The sequence below is a fragment of the Rhodococcus sp. MSC1_016 genome (assembly GCF_023667485.2).
GTDB lineage: Bacteria > Actinomycetota > Actinomycetes > Mycobacteriales > Mycobacteriaceae > Rhodococcus_F > Rhodococcus_F oxybenzonivorans.
On record NZ_JAMOZI020000001.1, the window covers coordinates 5359643 to 5377919 of the forward strand.

16 protein-coding genes are annotated in these 18277 nt (G+C 66.7%); 11 read left to right on the forward strand and 5 right to left on the reverse strand.

The window, feature by feature from the left end; genetic code table 11:
- The first annotated feature begins 13 nt into the window (after window positions 1-13).
- The 4 genes from L1080_RS25070 (at window position 14) to L1080_RS25085 (ending at window position 5379) form a co-directional block, all read left to right on the forward strand.
- Window positions 14-586: a VOC family protein gene (locus L1080_RS25070; protein WP_250766422.1), complete on the forward strand. Its 573-nt coding sequence runs from the start codon at window positions 14-16 to the stop codon at window positions 584-586.
- Window positions 587-643: 57 nt separating this feature from the next.
- Window positions 644-1534 carry a fumarylacetoacetate hydrolase family protein gene (locus L1080_RS25075; RefSeq protein ID WP_250766425.1) on the forward strand — a complete coding sequence of 297 codons (891 nt, stop codon included), beginning with the start codon at window positions 644-646 and terminating at the stop codon, window positions 1532-1534.
- On the forward strand, window positions 1527-3290 hold the full coding sequence (locus tag L1080_RS25080; RefSeq protein WP_250766428.1) for an FAD-dependent oxidoreductase: 1764 nt from the start codon (window positions 1527-1529) through the stop codon (window positions 3288-3290). Before L1080_RS25075 ends, L1080_RS25080 begins: the two co-directional genes overlap by 8 nt.
- Window positions 3291-3378: 88 nt before the next feature.
- Window positions 3379-5379, forward strand: coding sequence for an acetoacetate--CoA ligase (locus tag L1080_RS25085; protein WP_250766431.1), 2001 nt, complete (start codon window positions 3379-3381; stop codon window positions 5377-5379).
- Window positions 5380-5451: 72 nt separating this feature from the next.
- On the opposite strand, the gene L1080_RS25090 is transcribed toward L1080_RS25085, so the two are convergent.
- The gene (locus tag L1080_RS25090) at window positions 5452-6156 is read right to left on the reverse strand and encodes a GntR family transcriptional regulator (protein WP_250766433.1); all 705 of its coding nucleotides are present in this window, start codon (window positions 6154-6156) and stop codon (window positions 5452-5454) included.
- An 84-nt stretch (window positions 6157-6240) separates the two neighbouring features.
- On the reverse strand, window positions 6241-6717 hold the full coding sequence (locus tag L1080_RS25095; RefSeq protein WP_250766436.1) for an Lrp/AsnC family transcriptional regulator: 477 nt from the start codon (window positions 6715-6717) through the stop codon (window positions 6241-6243).
- A 271-nt stretch (window positions 6718-6988) separates the two neighbouring features.
- Here L1080_RS25095 and L1080_RS25100 point away from each other — a divergent pair, with 271 nt between their 5' ends.
- The 4 genes from L1080_RS25100 (at window position 6989) to L1080_RS25115 (ending at window position 13164) form a co-directional block, all read left to right on the forward strand.
- On the forward strand, window positions 6989-9340 hold the full coding sequence (locus L1080_RS25100) for a transketolase-like TK C-terminal-containing protein (protein ID WP_250766439.1): 2352 nt from the start codon (window positions 6989-6991) through the stop codon (window positions 9338-9340).
- Window positions 9341-9383: 43 nt separating this feature from the next.
- Window positions 9384-10544, forward strand: coding sequence for a 2-oxo acid dehydrogenase subunit E2 (locus tag L1080_RS25105; RefSeq protein ID WP_250766441.1), 1161 nt, complete (start codon window positions 9384-9386; stop codon window positions 10542-10544).
- Window positions 10545-10584: 40 nt separating this feature from the next.
- Complete coding sequence (locus L1080_RS25110) at window positions 10585-10836, forward strand: DUF3263 domain-containing protein (protein ID WP_159918613.1); 252 nt, start codon at window positions 10585-10587, stop codon at window positions 10834-10836.
- A 465-nt stretch (window positions 10837-11301) separates the two neighbouring features.
- Window positions 11302-13164: an acetolactate synthase large subunit gene (locus tag L1080_RS25115; protein WP_250766444.1), complete on the forward strand. Its 1863-nt coding sequence runs from the start codon at window positions 11302-11304 to the stop codon at window positions 13162-13164.
- 60 nt (window positions 13165-13224) lie between these two features.
- On the opposite strand, the gene L1080_RS25120 is transcribed toward L1080_RS25115, so the two are convergent.
- Window positions 13225-13851 carry a TetR/AcrR family transcriptional regulator gene (locus tag L1080_RS25120; protein ID WP_159918611.1) on the reverse strand — a complete coding sequence of 209 codons (627 nt, stop codon included), beginning with the start codon at window positions 13849-13851 and terminating at the stop codon, window positions 13225-13227.
- 116 nt (window positions 13852-13967) lie between these two features.
- On the opposite strand from L1080_RS25120, the gene L1080_RS25125 reads away from it, so the two are divergent.
- From L1080_RS25125 to L1080_RS25135, 3 genes are read left to right on the forward strand one after another with little or no spacing between them, the layout of a single operon-like run.
- Window positions 13968-15593 (forward strand): AMP-binding protein, encoded by a 1626-nt coding sequence (locus L1080_RS25125; protein ID WP_250766447.1) that lies wholly within the window; start codon window positions 13968-13970, stop codon window positions 15591-15593.
- Window positions 15590-16399 (forward strand): enoyl-CoA hydratase/isomerase family protein, encoded by an 810-nt coding sequence (locus L1080_RS25130; RefSeq protein ID WP_250766450.1) that lies wholly within the window; start codon window positions 15590-15592, stop codon window positions 16397-16399. Before L1080_RS25125 ends, L1080_RS25130 begins: the two co-directional genes overlap by 4 nt.
- Window positions 16396-17154, forward strand: coding sequence for an SDR family NAD(P)-dependent oxidoreductase (locus tag L1080_RS25135; protein ID WP_250766453.1), 759 nt, complete (start codon window positions 16396-16398; stop codon window positions 17152-17154). The genes L1080_RS25130 and L1080_RS25135 overlap by 4 nt, the downstream gene beginning before the upstream one ends.
- A gap of 91 nt (window positions 17155-17245) precedes the next feature.
- Here L1080_RS25135 and L1080_RS25140 read toward each other — a convergent pair whose 3' ends face one another.
- Window positions 17246-17608, reverse strand: coding sequence for a hypothetical protein (locus L1080_RS25140; protein WP_250766457.1), 363 nt, complete (start codon window positions 17606-17608; stop codon window positions 17246-17248).
- Window positions 17605-18081, reverse strand: a complete 477-nt coding sequence (locus L1080_RS25145) for a hypothetical protein (protein ID WP_250766472.1) — start codon at window positions 18079-18081, stop codon at window positions 17605-17607. Before L1080_RS25145 ends, L1080_RS25140 begins: the two co-directional genes overlap by 4 nt.
- Window positions 18082-18277: the final 196 nt, after the last annotated feature.

An 18277-nucleotide genomic window follows, 5' to 3' on the forward strand; every position in this document is an offset into this window, starting at 1 on the left:
GAAGGAGTCAACGATGACCGCCACCCCTAAGTTCGCGCACGTCGTGCTGCAGACGAGCCGGTTCGAGGAGATGCGCGACTGGTACTGCACCGTCCTGGCCGCGCACGTGGTCTACGAAGGGCACGGTCTGTGCTTCATCACCTTCGACGAGGAGCACCACCGCGTTGCGCTGCTCGGCGCCCCCGTGCAACTGGAACCTCGCAATCCGGGTGCGGCGGGCATGCACCACACCGCGTACACCTTCGACACGCTCGAGGATCTTCTCGATCGGTACGACTCGTTGAAGGAGAAGGGCATCGAGCCGAAGGTGCCCATCCAGCACGGCGTCACGACGTCCCTGTACTACCAGGATCCGGACGGCAACTTCGTCGAGCTGCAGATCGACAACTTCACCACCCCCGACGAGGCGACGGCCTACATGAACGGCCCCGAGTACGGCAGCAACCCGGTCGGGGTGTCGTTCGTCCCGGAGCGGATGCGACAAGCACTGGCCCAGGGCACCCCGGTCTCGGAGATCACCACCCACTCCTGGGCCCTGCAGACCAGCCCGGACCTGCCCGACCCGATGGCGGCACTGACCAGCTGAGCTGCTCGCGCTCAGCCCGACCCAGCGGCACTCCCCCTTATCTAAGGACTTTTTCTCATGCGCGTGGCAAACCAAGCCGGCCGACTCCAGGTCGTAGTGGACGGGATCGCCGTCGACGTCGAGGCGGCCAGCGGGGGTCGTTTTTCCGCCGAACCCCAGCACATTTTCGACCGATGGGACGAGTTCACCTCATGGGCAGCCACGGTGGACTTCACCGACGGAACACCGTTGGTCGAGTCCGAGCTGGGTGCTCCGGTTCCCCGGCCGGGTCAGATCTTCGCGATCGGCGTGAACTATGCCGACCACGTCGAGGAGTCCGGGCTGACCCTGCCCGATACCCCGTTCGTGTTCACCAAGTTCCCCGCCTCGATCACCGGCCCCCATGACACCATCGAACACCCCGGCGGTTCGGTGGATTTCGAGGTCGAACTGGTGGCGGTCATCGGCAAGGAAGCCCGACACGTCCCCGTCACCGAGGGCTGGGACTACGTCGCCGGGCTGACCCTCGGCCAGGACCTGTCCGAGCGGGACCTGCAGCTGTCCGGTCCCCCACCGCAGCAGTTCGGCCTCGGCAAGTCGTTCGCCGGATTCACCCCGATCGGACCGGTGCTGGTCACCCCCGACGAATTCGAGAACGCCGACGACATCGAGGTCAGCACGATCCTGTCGGGCGAGCTGATGCAGAAGTCGCGCACCCGGCACCTGATTTTTCCGATCCCGGTCCTCGTGTCCTACCTGTCGTCGATTCTGCCGCTGCGCCCCGGCGACCTCATCTTCACCGGCACCCCCTCGGGTATCGGCTTCACCCGTGAGCCGAAACGGCTCATCGGTGTCGACGACGAGCTCGTCAGCCGAGCCGACACCATCGGTGAGATGCGGCACCGCTTCGCCGCCACCGGCCGTCCGCACCCACTCACCACTGTTTCCAGGAGCACCAGCCATGTCTGAGATCACCGTTCCCATCCTCATCGTCGGCGGAGGCGGGTGTGGACTGACCACTTCGATCCTGCTGTCCGAGCACGGCATCGATCACCACCTCGTCGAGCGGCACACCAGCACCTCTCACTTACCCAAGGCGCACTACCTCAACCAGCGGACGATGGAGGTGCTGCGCCAGGTCGGGGTCGCGGACTCGATCTACGACGTGGGCACCCCGCCGAAGAACATGGGCAAGACCCGGTGGGTCACCTCACTCGGCGGCGACGGTGAACTGGATGGCCGCACCCTGTACACGCTCGAGTCGTTCGGCGGTGGACGACTCGAGAGCGAGTACGCGGTCGACAGCCCGTGCCCGTCGAGCAACTACCCACAGATCCGGCTCGAACCGTTGTTGCGTGAGCATGCCGAGAAGAGGGCACCGGACTCGATCCACTTCGGCCGCGAACTCGTCTCGTTCGAGCAGGACGAGAGCGGAATCCACGCGGTCGTCCTCGACCGCGGCACGCAGGAGACCTACACCGTCCACGCCCAGTACATGGTCGCCGCGGACGGCGGCAAGACCGTCGGTCCCGAACTCGGTGTCAAGATGGAGGGCCCGACCGGGATTCTCGACATGGTCAGCACCCATTTCACCGCGGACCTGTCGCAGTACTGGGAGGACGACGTCCTGATCACCTGGCTGCTCAACCCCGAGGGCGCCGGATCCTGGAGCAGCGGAGCCATGGCGGCCATGGGACCCACGTGGGGTAAGCATTCCGAAGAATTCGTCCTGCACTTCACCTTCCGCCCGGACGACCCGGCCCGGTTCGACGAAGAGGCGATCGTTCCGCGGCTGCGCGAGCTCCTCAAGCTTCCCGACCTCGAACTCGAGGTGCACAAGGTCAGCCACTGGATCCTCGAGGGCGTGCTTGCCGACAAGTACCAGATCGGCCGAGTTTTCCTTGCCGGTGATGCCGCCCACCGGCACCCGCCGACCACCGGTCTCGGCCTGAACACCGCCATCCAGGACGCCCACAACCTGGTCTGGAAGCTGGCCGCGGTCCTCAACGGCGACGCCGCCCCCGCCCTGCTCGACACCTACGAACCCGAACGCCGCCTCGTCGGCATGCGCAACGTCGACTGGGCCATGTTCACCTTCCTCAACCATATGGTCATCGACGCCGGCCTCGGTCTGATCCCCGGCCAGCCTCTCGAAGCCCAGATCCAGGTGTTTCGGGACTACTTCTCCGACACCCCGATGGGCGAAACCCGCCGCGCCCGTGCGGCTGAGGTGATCAGCACCCAGCGCACCGAATTCCAGGCCCACGACCTCGAAATCGGCTTTGCCTACCGCGACGGGGCCCTCGTCCCGGACGGCACCGAGGCACCGCCGCGCGACCCGATGGGGCACACCTACCACCCCACCACCCGCCCCGGGCACCGCCTGCCTCACGCGTGGATCGAGCACAACGGCCGGCAGATCTCCACCCACGACCTCACCGGAAACAACGCGCACTTCGTGCTCATCACCGCCGCCGACGGTGCCGCCTGGTCCGACGCCGCCCGGTTGGCCAAGGACAAGTTCGGGGTCCAGATCAAGATCGCCCAGATCGGTGGCGCCGACTACACCGACCCCACCGGCCGCTGGGCCGAACTCCGCCAGACCGACGACACCGGCGCGATCCTGGTCCGTCCGGACAACCACGTCGCCTGGCGCAGCACCGGCGCCGCCGCAGACCCCGCCGATGAGCTCACCCGGGCCCTCGGCACCGTGCTCGCACGCTGACACCACCGCACGAAAACCCCGCCGCCACGGGCAGGCAACGACGCGCCGTCTGCCCGTGGCGGCGGGAGCCGGAAAGGACGCACCAACTATGACCGCGCCAGGACGTGAAGTGTTGTGGACCCCGCCGCCCGAGCGGGTCTTCGCCTCGAACATGAGCCGGTACCAACGATGGCTCGCGGCGGAGAAGAATGTCTCCACCACCGACTTCGACTCGCTGTGGTGTTGGTCGATCAGCGACCTCGAGAAGTTCTGGCTCTCGATCTGGGAGTACTTTGACGTCATCACCTCGGCGCCACCGCAGACGATACTCGCCGACCCCAAGATGCCCGGGGCCCGGTGGTTCCCCGGCAGCCGGCTGAACTGGGCCGAAAACCTGCTTCGCCATACCGATCAGGCCGGGCCCGCGATCATCTCGGTCGACGAAACCGGGACCACCGGCGAACTCTCGCGCGCCGACCTGGTCGCACAGGTCGCCAACCTCGCCGCGCACTTCCGGAAGATCGGGGTGCGCCCCGGCGACCGGATCGCCGCGATGCTGCCGAACATCGCGCCCACCGTCGTCGCGGTGCTTGCCGCGGCCAGCGTCGGTGCGGTGTGGTCCTGTTGCGCACCGGACTTCGGTGTAAAAGGGCTGGTCGACCGGTTCGCGCAGATCGAGCCGACCGTGCTGATCGGGGTGGACGGCTACCAGTTCAGCGGCAAACGCGTCGACCGCCGGGACGTGTTCTCCGCCCTGTTGGACCAGCTCCCGACCGTGCGGCACGCCATCATGGTCGACAACATCGGGCTGACCTACGAGGGAACGCACCGGCAGAGCATCGCCGACTACGCCGTTGTGGTCGCCGGGAACGCCCAACCCGAGTACGAGCAGGTGGATTTCGATCATCCGCTGTGGATTCTGTACAGCTCCGGCACCACCGGCCTACCCAAGGGCATCGTGCACTCGCACGGCGGAATCCTCCTCGAAGCCCTCAAAGCCAACGCGCTGCACTACGACCTCGGCCCCACCGATCGGGTATTCATCGCCGCCAGCACCGCCTGGGTGGTGTGGAACATGCTCGTCGACGCCATGGTCACCGGCGCGACGATCGTCACCTACGACGGCAGCCCCACTTTCGGGCGACCCGACCACCAATTCGAGATCTGCGCCCGCTACGAGGCCACGCGATTCGGCACCGGTGCCGCCTATCTGACGTTGTGTGAGAAGGCCGGCACCCAGCCCGGGACCGACTTCGACCTGTCAGGATTGCGGTCGATCATGTCGACCGGTTCACCGCTTCCGGACACCACCTGGCGGTGGATCTACGACACGGTCAGTCCGAATGTGCACCTGGGATCGGACAGCGGCGGCACCGACGTGGCCACCGGTTTCATCGGCGCCAACCCGCTCTCCCCGGTTCGGGTGGGTGAGTTGCAAGGCCCCTACCTGGGGGTCGATGTGCAGGCCTGGACCGAGGCCGGTGAAGCGGTCGTCGGGGAGGTCGGGGAAATGGTGATCACCGCACCGATGCCGTCGATGCCGATCTACTTCTGGAACGACCCGGACGGAACTCGGTACCGGGACGCCTATTTCGAGGTATATCCCGGGGTGTGGCGGCACGGCGACTGGATCACCATTGAAGCCGACGGCGGTTGCGTCGTTCACGGTCGATCGGACTCGACGATCAACCGCGGCGGTGTCCGGATGGGATCGGCGGACATCTACCAGGCCGTCGAAGCGCTTCCCGAGATCGCCGAGGCCCTCGTGATCGGTGCCGAACTACCCAACGGCGGCTACCACATGCCGCTGTTCGTGGTACTGCGCGACGGATACGACCTCGACGAGGCACTCGTGGAGAAAATTCGCACCACGATCCGCCGGGAGGCCTCACCCCGGCACGTACCGGACGAAATCATCGACGTGCCTGCGATCCCCACCACCCGCACCGGCAAGCGGCTCGAGATTCCCGTCAAGAAACTGATTCAGGGAATAGCCCCCGAGACCGCGATCAACCGTGCCACCGTCGCCAACACCGACGCCCTCGACTGGTACATCGACTACGCGAAGCGGTTTGCGCACCACCGCGCCGAAACCTCCACGCTCACCTGAGGACTCTGTGACGGCCGAGGCAGGTGTCTCGGCCGCCACAGAACAAACGTGAACATGCCGAGCCGGCAGTGTTCAGGGCGCTATCGGGTCGAGTGCGCGCAGCGCGATCTGTTCGTTGTCGTCGAGGTGCTGCCGTGTCGCCGCGGCGACCTTCCTCATATTGCGGGTGCGCACGACGGTGAGTATCTCCGAATGCGCATGTCCTCGCCGCTCGTGCTCGTCCGGGTCCGCTTCACGGCCCGAGAATGCCAGCCGGACATACCGTTCGGCGGCGTGCCACAGGCCACCCAGCACGCGCAGGTCCCATGCGGTGGCGGCGGGCCGGAGCAGCTCGTAGTGGAAGGCGTGGTGTGCTTGGTAGATGTCGTCGAGGTCGAGGCTTTCGTCGCCGAACACGGCCACGTAGCCGTCGAGGCGACGCAAGTCGGAATCGGCGAGCATTTTGCAGGCGCGGCCGGCGATTTCCGGTTCCAGCTGTCGTCGTAGCCGATAGATACCGTGCAGGTCGTCGTGCGAAAGCGGGGCGACCATCGCGCTTTTCCCGGGGCGGGTCACCACCAAACCCTGCGCTTCGAGCTCTTTGAGTGCTTCCCGGACCGGGATGAAACTCACCCCGAGCTGCCCGGAGATTTCCCGCAGCGAGAACGTCTGCCCTGGACGGAGTTCACCGGAGAGGATCGAACGCCGGATTTCCTTGGCGACCTGTTCGGGAACGGAGGTCGGAGTCAGCGACCGCACCAGTGGTTGCGGGTTTCTCGTGCTCGTTGTCACGACCATCTCCGTCTCTTCGCCATCGTGTCACCCTTCAATGACATGTTATAACACCAGGTCGGCGCAGGTCCGGGCGTGGACCGACCGGTGTCAGTCGATGAGCTTGTCGACCAACGGCGCGATCCGGTAGTCGACCATCTCGCGCATCACCAAGGCGGTGGTAGTGCGTTTGACCCCCTTGATTCCGAGGATGTCCCCCGCCACCCGATACAGATCGTCGGCGTTCCGGACGGCGACGTGGATGAGGAGATCCGCGACACCGCTGAGGCCAAGGACCTCGAGCACCTCGGGAATTCCGTCGAGCGCCGCCCCGACACGAGCCAGTTTGCGCTGGGTGACGTTGGTCAGGATGTACGCCTGCAGCGGGTAGCCGAGGATCGCCGGGTCGATGCGACGCTCGAATGTGCGCAGCGCGTGCGAGTCGTCGAGCTTGCCCAACCGGGCCTGAACGGTGTTGCGTGAGAGTCCTATCCGGTCCGCCAGGGCGATGGTCGTGGCCCGCGGCGACTCGGCGAGCGCGAGCAGTAACCGGGCATCGATCTGGTCCGCTTTGTGCGTGCTTGGCATTGTGCCAATTCCACCTTCCCTCGAGTGCCCGGCCGGTGTGCATTCTGCTCATTCTCGACACCGACTATTGCGCAGGCGGCAAATTCCTGATCCACTGTTATAACAGGTGGGCGGCGGTCAGACCAGACCAGCACCGCCGCATTCCGAAACCGCATCCGACCGCACGCACCCGTCACCGGTCGAGCGGATCGCTCCTCGGCCACCCCGTCGGAGCTGTTCTTGTAGTTGCGCTCGTCCGTAGCGATTCGCACATGTGAGGAAAGAGAATCCGATGCACAACACCCTGCCCGTCGCCCCCGGGACCGCGACCCCCGTCGCAGAAGCCGGCGGTTCGGTGGACCTGGAGACACTCGAAGCGATCCAGCAGCGAGTGTTGTGGCTTTCCACCTCGATGATTCATCACGCCAACCGGATCCGGCCCAATCCCACCGGCCTGAAGGTCGGTGGTCACCAGGCGTCCTGTGCGTCGATGGTCTCGATCATGACCTCGCTGTGGTTCGAACAGCTCCAACCGGGTGACCGGGTGTCGGTCAAGCCGCACGCCTCCCCGGTGCTGCACGGCATCAACTACCTGCTCGGTGAACTCGACGAGAAGTACCTGACCACCCTGCGCGAATTCGGCGGCCTGCAGTCCTACCCCAGCCGGTCCAAGGACCCCGACACCGTCGACTACTCCACCGGCTCGGTCGGCATCGGCGCCACCGCCCCGATCTGGGGCGCCATGGCCCGCCGCTACGTACAGACCACCACCGGCGGGGCCGGCACCGGCCGCCAGTACTCCCTCGTCGGAGACGCCGAACTCGACGAGGGCGCCGTCTGGGAAGCAATCCTCGATCCCGGTATCGCCGACCTCGGCGAGGTGGTGTGGATCGTCGACCTGAACCGGCAATCCCTGGACCGGGTGATTCCGAACATCGCCGCGAACCGGTTGGAGAAGATGTTCGACGCCGCCGGCTGGCAGGTGATCACCGTCAAATTCGGCAAGCTGCTCGAAGAACTGTTCACCCGCCCCGGTGGGCAGGCCTTGCGCACCCGGATCCTGGACATGCCCAACCCGGAATACCAGCGGTTGCTGCGGTGCAGCGCCGACGAGGTCCGCACCCGCCTGCCCGGCGACGGCCCCGGTAGCACCGAGATCAGCGGCCTGATCGCCGGCCTCGACGACGCCACCCTGATTGCGGCCATCCGCAACCTCGGCGGGCACGACCTGTCCGCGCTGACCGCCGCGTACCGGCAGATCGACGACACCCGGCCCACGGTGATCATCGCCTACACCATCAAGGGATACGGGCTGCCCACTCAGGGACACCCGCAGAACCACTCCTCGCTGCTGTCGGTCGAGGAATACGCCTCGCTCGCCGCCGATCTGGGCATGGACGCGGCGAAGCCGTGGGGCCGGTTCGCCGCCGACTCCGCGGCGGGGAGGCGGTGCGCGAGCAACGCGGAGCGGCTGCGCCGGGAGCCGGTCCAGAATGCGCCCGCGCTGACGATTCCCACCGACATCGGCCGCACCCCCAAGGGCACCGCCACCACCCAGGCCGCGCTCGGGCGGGTGTTGCTGGACCTGACCCGCGAGGCGCCGGAGGCCGCGAAACGGGTGGTCACCGTGAGCCCGGACGTGAGCTCGACGACCAACCTCGGCGGATGGGTCAACAAGGTCGGCGTGTGGTCCGCGGCCGAGCGCCGCAACTGGTTCGACGACGACCGCGAGACCATCATGCACTGGAATGAGCGGCCCACCGGGCAGCACATGGAACTCGGCATCGCCGAAACCAACCTGGTCGGACTGATGGGTGAACTCGGCGCCACCTGGAGCCGGTGGGGACAACCGCTGTTCCCGATCGGGGTGATGTACGACCCGTTCGTCGAACGGGCGCTGGAACCCTGGTCCTACGGCATCTACGCGGGTGGCCAGTCGATTCTGGTGGGCACCCCCTCCGGTGTCACGTTGGCCGCCGAAGGTGGTGCGCACCAGTCGATCAAAACCCCGTCGATCGGGCTGGAACAGCCCGGGTGCATCAGTTACGAACCGGCCTTCGCGATCGACACCGAGTGGACCCTGCTGGCCAGCATCGGCCGGCTCGGCCGCCCCGACGGCACCTCCGCGTACCTGCGGCTGTCCACCCGCCCCGTCGATCAAACCCTGGCCGCGGTGCCCACCGACCCGGCGGCCCGCGAACGCCGCCGCCGGCAGGTGGTGGCCGGCGGGTATCCGCTGGTGCGCCGGGACGGTGCCCAGGTCACCATCGTCGCCATGGGCGCGATGATCACCGAAGCCCTCGCGGCCGCCGATCGTCTCGCCGAACAGGGCATCCCGGCCGACGTCGTCTGCGTCACCAGCCCCGGGTTGCTGTTCGAAGCGATCCAGGCACGGCAGGGCCGTGGACCCGGTGACAGCTGGATCCTCGACCAACTTTTCCCGGCCGATCGCGCGACCCCGATCGTCACCGTCCTCGACGGGCATCCGCACACGCTGGCATTCCTCGCCGGCATCAACCACGTGCGCAGCACCTGCCTCGGGGTCAGCAAGTTCGGGCAGGTCGGCTCCCTCGACGACGTGTACCGCTACCACGGCATCGACACCGACAGCATCGTCCGCGCGTCGCTCGACATCCTCCCCTGATCACCGAGACCCGCACGCCCACAGGCCAGGAGCACACCAGACCATGACAACCGAACAACTCGAAGGCACCACGGTGCGGATGCCGGCGCTCGGGGAGAACGTCGACGAAGGCACTATCACCCGGTGGCTCAAACAACCCGGCGACCGCATCGAGGCCGAGGAACCACTGCTCGAGGTTGCCACCGACAAGGTCGACACCGAAATACCGTCCCCCGTCGGCGGAATTCTCCAGCGCATCCTCGCCGACGAGGACGACGTAGTGACAGTCGGCGCCGAGCTCGCCGTCATCACCGATTCGTCGGACGGTGCGGCCGCCGCACCGACACACGCTTCGCCGGCTCCTCCAGTTCAGGCACCCCCTGCGGTTTCGACACCCACCGCAGCCGCGGTGCCTCCGGTTTCGGCGTCGACCGTTCCCCCGGCGCCGAAACCGGAACCCACCCCGGAACCCACGCCCGCACCCCCCGCGCCGCGGGAGCAGGCCGCTGCGGCCGGCTCCGTCACCGAGAAGCTGCCGCGGATACGGCGCACCATCGCTCAGCGGATGGTCGAGTCACTACAGACCTCGGCCCAGCTCACCACGGTCCTCGAGGTCGACGTCACCGCGGTCGCCCGGCTGCGGGCCGCCCACAAGGACGACTTCCTCGCGCGCACCGGACTCAAGCTGTCGTTCCTGCCGTTCTTCGCCAAAGCGGCGGTCGACGCGCTCACCGAGCACCGGGTCCTCAACGCCTCACTGAACCCCGATGTCACCGAGGTGACCTACTACGACCACTGCCACCTCGGCATGGCCGTCGACAGCGAGAAGGGGTTGATGGTGCCGGTGATCCGCGATGCCCAGAATCTCGGGATCGAGGGGCTGGCCCGGGCGATCGCGGACAAGGCCGAGAAGGTGCGCACCGGAAAGATCACCGCAGACGAATTATCCGGCGGCACGTTTACCCTCACCAACACCGGCAGCCGGGGTGCGCTCTTCGACACCCCCATCATCAACCAACCACAGACCGGCATCCTCGGTGTCGGTGCAGTGGTCGAGCGGCTGATCCCGACGCGGCAGGACGGTGAGCTCCGCATCGACGTGCGGTCGATGGCGTACCTGTCGATTTCCTACGACCACCGCATCGTCGACGGTGCCGACGCCGCCCGCTTCCTCACCACCGTCAAGAACCGACTCGAAAACGGCTTCACCCCAAACGATCTCTGACAGGACACAGCACACCCTCGGGGGACGGCAAGGAGAGATGATGACCCGAGACGATAAGGCAATGCTGGCGTTCGCCACCAAATGGTCCCGATTCGGCGGAGGAGACGAATACATCCTCCCCGAGTTCGGCATCACCCCAGTCGTGTTCTACAAACGCCTTCTCACGATGGTGACGTCCACCCTGATCAACGACGTCGACTTCGCGACCCGGACATACTTGCGGGACTTCTGCTCCAGCAAACTCGCCCGCCCGGCTTCGGGCACTGCCGCGGTGACACGGGTGGCCGTGTGATACACATCGGTGGCCGCCCCACAATGGCGGCCACCGGTTTCCGGGTTACATCGTTGCGAGAGAGTCTCTCCACGAACATCTTCGGTGGATTACTCGTTCCCGGTTGGCCGGGTGATTTCGGCCGACAACGTCACCGGTGGGCAGGATGACAACCGGGATCCGAATCAGCATCAACGTCGGCGTGCAGATTGCTCACTCTCATCGGTGCTGGTTGCCGGATCCGCCGCTCGCTGCTTGACTGAGATCACGCAGGCACGAGAAAGACACGCCGTTTCTCGATCGCCTACCGGGAGAGCTCACGAGGCCGGAGACCCGGACAACGACACCGCCGCACGGTTTTCGACGCATCGTAAACGGCGGGGTCCGACCCGTAACCGCAAACCGTGCACCATGTGCAGCACGGATCCGACTCGAGGACTTCTTGTGCAATCTTCTGTCTCCGCTCCGCAGCGAACCGTCCCGGCGATGTACGACAGCGAGCCGCCCAGCCGGATTGCCGCAGCAGCCACTGCCCTCCCCGAACACCACCCGATCCGGGTGACCGGCGCCCAAGCGGTGGTGCGCTCACTCGAAGCGCTCGCCGTCGAGGTGGTCTTCGGTATCCCGGGCGGGGCGATCCTGCCGGTGTACGACCCGCTGATCGATTCCCAGCGGCTGCGTCACGTCCTGGTGCGCCACGAGCAGGGCGCCGGACATGCCGCCACGGGGTACGCCCAAGCCACCGGCAAGGTCGGGGTGTGCATGGCCACGTCCGGGCCGGGCGCGACGAACCTGGTCACCCCGCTCGCCGACGCGCAGATGGACTCGGTGCCGGTCGTGGCGATCACCGGACAGGTGGGACGCGGCATGATCGGCACCGACGCCTTCCAGGAAGCCGACATCTGCGGTATCACCATGCCGATCACCAAGCACAACTTCCTGGTCACCGACCCCAAAGACATCCCCCGCACCCTCGCGGAGGCGTTCCGCATCGCCGCCACCGGGCGGCCCGGCGCGGTGCTCGTCGACATCCCCAAGGATGTCCTTCAGGCCACGACCACCTTTTCCTGGCCGCCGGCGACTCACCTGCCCGGCTACCGGCCGGTCGGCAAACCACACGGCAAGCAGATCCGTGCGGCCGCCGACCTCATCGCCGCCGCGAAGGCGCCTGTCCTCTACGTCGGCGGGGGTGTGATCAAGGCCGAGGCGTCGGTCGAGCTGGCACTGCTCGCGGAGCTGACCGGGATTCCCGTCGTGACGACGCTGATGGGCCGCGGAGCGTTCCCCGACAGCCACCGCCTGCACTACGGGATGCCCGGCATGCACGGCACCGTCGCCGCGGTCGCCGCTATGCAGAAGAGCGACCTGCTGATCGCGCTCGGTGCCCGGTTCGACGACCGCGTCACCGGCGAAGCGGCCTCGTTCGCGCCCGACGCCCAGGTCGTCCACGCCGACATCGACCCCGCCGAGATCGGCAAGAACCGATTCGCCGACGTGCCGATCGTCGGTGACTGCAAGCAGACCATCACAGCACTGATCGACGCGATACGTTCCCGCCGAGACCAAGGCCGACCAATCGACCTGACCGACTGGCGCGACTACCTCGACGGGATTCGCCGGACCTACCCCGTCAGCTACGACCGCCCACGTGATGGAGCCCTGTCACCGGAGTTCGTCATCGAGGCTCTCGGCAAGGCCGCCGGTCCTGATGCGATCTATTGCTCCGGAGTCGGCCAGCACCAGATGTGGGCCGCACACTACATCAGCTACGAAAAGCCGCGCACCTGGCTGAATTCGGGCGGCCTCGGCACGATGGGTTATGCGGTGCCGGCGGCGCTGGGCGCGAAACTCGGTGCACCCGACCGTGAGGTGTGGGCGATCGACGGCGACGGCTGCTTCCAGATGACCAACCAGGAACTGGCCACCGCCGCGATCGAGGGCATCCCGATCAAGGTCGCCGTGATCAACAACGGAAACCTCGGCATGGTCAAACAACTGCAGGAAATTCATTACGGCGGCCGGTACTCGAACGTCGACCTGGCCACCCATTCGCGCCGCATCCCCGACTTCGTGCAGCTCTCCGAGGCACTCGGGTGTGTCGCGCTGCGCTGCGAACGCGAGGAGGACGTCGACGCGGTGATCGCTCGAGCCCGCGAAATTAACGACCGCCCCGTCGTCATCGACTTCATCGTCGGTGACGACGCCCTGGTCTGGCCCATGATCGCCGCCGGGGCCAGCAATGATCAGATCATGGCCGCTCGAGGAATCCGGCCGCTGTTCGACGACACCGAAGAACGCGCCGAGACAGCCACGATCCACGGACTGCTCGAGGGGATCGACGGCCACTAGAAGGCGGGTATCCGGATTGATTGGTAGTCCGGAGTTTGCAGGTTCCGCCGGTGAACGCCCTCAGTCGGTGCGCAGCAAGCCGTGGAGCAAGAGGTCGCCGAGCTCGCCGAAGGCATCGGCGGCGGACAGGCCGGTGCGCTCGAGGAGCACGCCGGACTGGACGGCGTCGATTGCCAATGCCACCAACTGGGCGGCGAATGCGGCGTCGGTGGCGCGAAAGTGCCCGGCTTCGACGCCCTCGTCGATCAATTCGTGCACCCGCTGCGCGGCCTGTGCGGTATTGCGGCCGTAAATCTCCGCCGTCGGTGCGTACGAAACCATGTCGTCGTAAAACGCCCGCGAGTTCCGGCGCATCGCCGACGCGACACCACCGAGATACGTCGTAATCCGCTTACGAGGATCGGACTCGTCGGCAACGGCGGCTTCGATCTCGTCCGCGGCGGCGCCGAAGAAGTGTTTGGTGGCGGCAATGACAAGTTGTTCTTTTGTCGACGCCACGCTGTAGAGGGTGGCCTTGGAGCACCGCAAACGCTGAGTCAGGTCGTCGACGGTGACCGACGTGAACCCCTCCGTCAGGAAAATCTCCTCGATCCGCGCGAGCAGTTCGTCCCTGCGGGCGGTATCGACGCGCCGACGCCGCGGGGTGTTCAACGTCGCGCGGTTCGGCGTCGCTCCTGCACGTGCCATGCGGTCGAGTGTTCCACAATCCCGGACCCCTCGAATCCAGGGCTTCCCTTCCCGGCACACCTTGGGTACATTGCTAGGTACTTAATTACCCTGAAGATTACCCGCTAGGAGTTGTCGTGTCTGTCGAGATCGACGCGCGAGTACGCGAGATCCTTTCCTCGTATTCCGGCGAGGACGCGAACGTGGCGTGGCTACTGTGTGATCGGCACCCACCCGAGTCCCTGGCACTCACGGTCGTGAACGAGGATCTGTCCACCACACGGCTGACCTATGGTGACCTCGCCGAGTCGTCTCGCCGCTTCGCGCAGGTGCTCACCGATCGCGGGATCGGCCGGGGCGATCGCGTGGCGAGCCTGATGGGCAAGGGCACCGACCTGGTGTCCGTCCTGCTCGGCATCTGGCGGGTCGGAGCCGTCTACGTCCCACTGTTCACGGCGTTCGCCGAGGACGCCGTGACCTCCCGCCTGGCTAACTCGGACACCAAGCTGGTTGTCGTCGACGCACAGTACCGGCCCAAGGTCGCTACCAGTGATGACTGGGACGTGCTGGTGGCCGGCGGTGACGAGGACGGTCTGACCGCGGCCCTGGCATCGGTGAGCACCGACGCCCGGCCGTCCGTTTCGGTCGGTGGCGACGGCCCGCTGGTGCACATGTTCACCTCCGGCACCACCGGCACGCCCAAGGGCGTCGTCCATCCCGTGCGCTATATCGCCGGATGGCAGAGCTACCTCGAATTCGCACTCGGCGTCAGCGAGGACAGCGTGTTCTGGTGTGCGGCAGACCCGGGATGGGCGTACGGGCTCTACACCGCGGTCATCGCGCCGTTGGCCGCCGGAGTTCCCACCATCCTGACCCGCGGCGGCTTCTCCGCCGCCTCCACCTGGGATGTGCTCTCCCAGTTGCAGGTCACCGATTACGCGGCAGCGCCGACCGTGTACCGGGGCCTGCGCGCCGAAACACTGACTCGTCCGGACACACTCGCGTTGCGCCGCCTCTCGAGCGCGGGTGAACCGCTCACCCCCGAGGTCAACCTGTGGGCCGAGAGGGAACTCGGCCTGCTCGTGCACGACCACTACGGACAGACCGAACTCGGGATGCCCGCCGGATTTCCGCATCACCCCGACCTCGGGGTACCGGTGGTCGCAGGGGCCATGGGGGTCGCGCTGCCCGGGTGGACGCTGACCGTCCTCGACAACGACCGCGACGAGCCCGCACCCGCCGGCACCGTCGGGCGGCTCGCGGTGGTGGTCGCCGACAGCCCGCTGATGACCTTCACCGAATACGCGGCCGGACGCGGCGACGCCGGCCGATTCACCACCGACAAGAACTACTTCCTCACCGGCGACACCGCACACATCGACACCGACGGAATCCTGCACTTCTCCTCCCGCGACGACGACGTCATCATCATGGCCGGTTACCGCATCGGCCCCTTCGACATCGAATCCGTTCTCGCGCAACACCCTGCCGTGCGCGAGTGCGCCGTGGTCGCCGCACCCGACGAAGTCCGCGGTGAAGTGATCGAGGCCTTCGTCATCCGGAAACCCGAGTCCACCGCCGACGAGGAGGATCTGGTCCGCGAATTGCAGCAGTGGGTCAAGACCAAGTACGCCGCCCACGCCTACCCGCGCCGGGTGCATTTCGTCGACACCCTCCCCAAGACCCCGAGCGGAAAGATTCAACGGGCCCAGCTCCGCCAGCAGCGCCGAGCGGAACTGGCCCGACAGGAAGCACACTCATGACCGACACTCCCTCACCACTGGTCGTGACCCAGCACGGCCCCACCCGCATCCTCACCCTCAACCGCCCCGACCGGCGAAACGCATTGAACGACACCCTGGTCGAAGCACTCGACACCGCGCTGTCCGACGCCGAGGCCGACCGCGACACCCGAGCCGTCGTCCTCAGTGGCGCCGGCAAAAGCTTCTGCGCCGGCGCCGACCTCCAGTACTTTCTGGACCTGCACTCCCGCGGGCAGACCCCACTCGGCTTCCTGCGCAAGGTTTCGGCCCTCGCCACCCGACTCGAGGCCAGCCGGTTGCCTATCGTCGCAGCGATCCACGGGCACGCCGTCGCCGGCGGACTCGAACTCGCACTCGCCTGCGACGTCGCCATCGCCACCCCCACCGCGCTCATCGGAGACGGCCACGTCCGGAACAACCTCCTCCCCGCCGGCGGCGCCAGCGTGCGCCTGCCCCGCAAGGTCGGCGACTCCACGGCCCGCTGGCTCGCTCTGACCGGTGCCCTGCTCCCGGCGACCGAACTTTCGCACACCGGATGGCTACACGCGGTCGTCGAACCCGAACACCTCCACACCGCCGCCCTGGCCGCCGCCACCGAACTCGCCGAGCACGCCGGCCCCGCCCAACACGCCTACAAAACGCTGCTCGCCGACCTCACCGGCCTCGACGAAACACGCGGCCTCGCTCACGAACTCGACGCCTTCGATACCCACTGGCAGGCCAGCGACGTCCCCGCCGCCCTGAACGACTTCCTCCACGGCAGGACCACCACCAACTTCCACCCCGCCCCGACAGGAACACGATGAACCGCTACACCGATCAGGTCGTACTCGTCACCGGCGCAGGACAAGGACTCGGTGCCGCCATGGCACACCGGTTCGCCGCCGAAGGCGCCACCGTCGCGATCGCCGAGATCAACGACACCGCCGGACAAACATTGGCCGCCGAGCTGACCGACCGCTACGGCCGCCCCGCCACCAGCCACCCCGTCGACGTCGCCTCCGCCCCACAGGTGCAAGACTGGGTCGACACCATCGCCGACACCCACGGACGCATCGACGCCCTGGTCAACAATGCCGGCATCATCCGCGACAACCGGATCGAGAAGATCACCGTCGAGGACTGGCACGCCGTCATCGACGTCTCACTCACCGGGACCTTCCTCTGCGCCCAAGCCGTCCTGCCACACATGCGCGCCCGCACCTACGGACGGATCGTCTCGTTCAGCTCGATGAGCTGGCGCGGGAACTTCGGCCAAGCCAACTACGTCGCCGCCAAGGCCGGCATCGTCGGCCTCACCCGCACCATCGCCCTCGAAGCCGCACGCGACGGCATCACCGCCAACGCCATCGCCCCCGGACTCATCGAAACCCCCATGCTCGCCTCCATGAACGGACCCGCCCGCGACAAACTCGTCTCCAAAGTCCCCCAAAAACGCACCGGCGACCCCACCGACATTGCCGAAGCCGCCGCCTACCTCTGCTCCCCCGCCGCCGGCTACGTCAGCGGCATCGTCCTCGACGTCGACGGCGGCCTCGGCATCGGATCCTCCATCCGATAGCTCCGATCGAGCGCTCACCAGCGCCTGGGCTGGGTGGGCGCCACCACTCTCAGCCCATCACCCGGAATCCGACTCGACAAAGAAGCCATGCCTATTCGGTTTCTTTCGGGTGCCCGGGCTCGCAGCGCTCGAGCAGGACCCGGCCGGCGACCTTGTCACCCCTCGGAGCCGGATCGAGGAAGAACCAGATCCGCCCGCCGTTGGGCACTTTGTACTGGTAGCGGGCGAAGTTACGTCCGTTGTACCTCCCATAGGCGTAGTCGCCCTTGAGCTGATACAGCCGCGGCGTCTGCACTGTCGGTTCCCGGGTCAGGGTGTCCCACGCGTCGACCGTGGCGTTGCGGGCAGTGGCCAGCAGACCGGTCCACCCTTTCTCCGCATCACGCGTGGCGAACACCAGCTGCCATTCGGCACGTTTGATCGGACGAGGGACCGCTTCCCCCTTCCTGCTCACGCGTCGAGGCCCGGTTCCGTGACCACCTCAGGAACGTCGAGATACTCCAGATCGGAGCCGTCGGCGGTCGGGCGCGGGTCGGCATACGCCTCCGCGGTGGCCTGCCACGCCTCGAGCAGAATCGCGAGCCGATCGAAGCGGGCCACCGCGATGCAGGCCCGCGCGGTGTCCTGGAACTCGGCGATGAACTCCGCGTGCAACCCCGCCGGCAGCAACCCGATCCACGGCAATGCCACCGCAAGGCGGGTGGCGACCCGATCGAGCGCCGCCTCGTCCAGGGAAGCAGCGAAGAGTTGCCCGACCACGCCGAGGGTGCTCAATTCCGCGCGGCTCGCCGATTCCTGGGTCAACCGCAAAGCCGGAGCGTTCCGACGCGTCAGCACCACCTCACCACTGTCCTCGAGAACGCCGAGTACCTCCTTCGGTGCCCGCAAGAAGTCGGAGAACGTGGTGGTAGCCGGCGACTTTCTCATACCTACCATTACATCAGAACTAGTTCAGATATTCCACCTCGTCAGGAGTTACCCATGCCCACCCGTTCGCACGTCGCCGCGCCCGTGCAGGCAGGTCGGGCCCATCACACCCCGGTCACCGGCCGTTCCAGCACACCCCCCGGCAGCGCTGCGCCTGCCACTCACTGCGACCAACGACTCCGCGGGGGGCTGCAAA

Excerpts from the sequence above, each read along its gene's own strand:
- L1080_RS25110 (WP_159918613.1), top strand. The coding sequence starts at position 10,585 with ATGACCCGAGACGATAAGGCAATGCTGGCGTTCGCCACCAAATGGTCC.
- L1080_RS25080 (WP_250766428.1), top strand. The coding sequence starts at position 1,527 with ATGTCTGAGATCACCGTTCCCATCCTCATCGTCGGCGGAGGCGGGTGT.
- L1080_RS25105 (WP_250766441.1), top strand. The coding sequence starts at position 9,384 with ATGACAACCGAACAACTCGAAGGCACCACGGTGCGGATGCCGGCGCTC.
- L1080_RS25145 (WP_250766472.1), bottom strand. The coding sequence starts at position 18,081 with ATGAGAAAGTCGCCGGCTACCACCACGTTCTCCGACTTCTTGCGGGCA.
- L1080_RS25095 (WP_250766436.1), bottom strand. The coding sequence starts at position 6,717 with ATGCCAAGCACGCACAAAGCGGACCAGATCGATGCCCGGTTACTGCTC.
- L1080_RS25090 (WP_250766433.1), bottom strand. The coding sequence starts at position 6,156 with ATGGTCGTGACAACGAGCACGAGAAACCCGCAACCACTGGTGCGGTCG.
- L1080_RS25100 (WP_250766439.1), top strand. The coding sequence starts at position 6,989 with ATGCACAACACCCTGCCCGTCGCCCCCGGGACCGCGACCCCCGTCGCA.
- L1080_RS25115 (WP_250766444.1), top strand. The coding sequence starts at position 11,302 with ATGTACGACAGCGAGCCGCCCAGCCGGATTGCCGCAGCAGCCACTGCC.
- L1080_RS25070 (WP_250766422.1), top strand. The coding sequence starts at position 14 with ATGACCGCCACCCCTAAGTTCGCGCACGTCGTGCTGCAGACGAGCCGG.
- L1080_RS25130 (WP_250766450.1), top strand. The coding sequence starts at position 15,590 with ATGACCGACACTCCCTCACCACTGGTCGTGACCCAGCACGGCCCCACC.
- L1080_RS25120 (WP_159918611.1), bottom strand. The coding sequence starts at position 13,851 with ATGGCACGTGCAGGAGCGACGCCGAACCGCGCGACGTTGAACACCCCG.
- L1080_RS25135 (WP_250766453.1), top strand. The coding sequence starts at position 16,396 with ATGAACCGCTACACCGATCAGGTCGTACTCGTCACCGGCGCAGGACAA.
- L1080_RS25075 (WP_250766425.1), top strand. The coding sequence starts at position 644 with ATGCGCGTGGCAAACCAAGCCGGCCGACTCCAGGTCGTAGTGGACGGG.
- L1080_RS25085 (WP_250766431.1), top strand. The coding sequence starts at position 3,379 with ATGACCGCGCCAGGACGTGAAGTGTTGTGGACCCCGCCGCCCGAGCGG.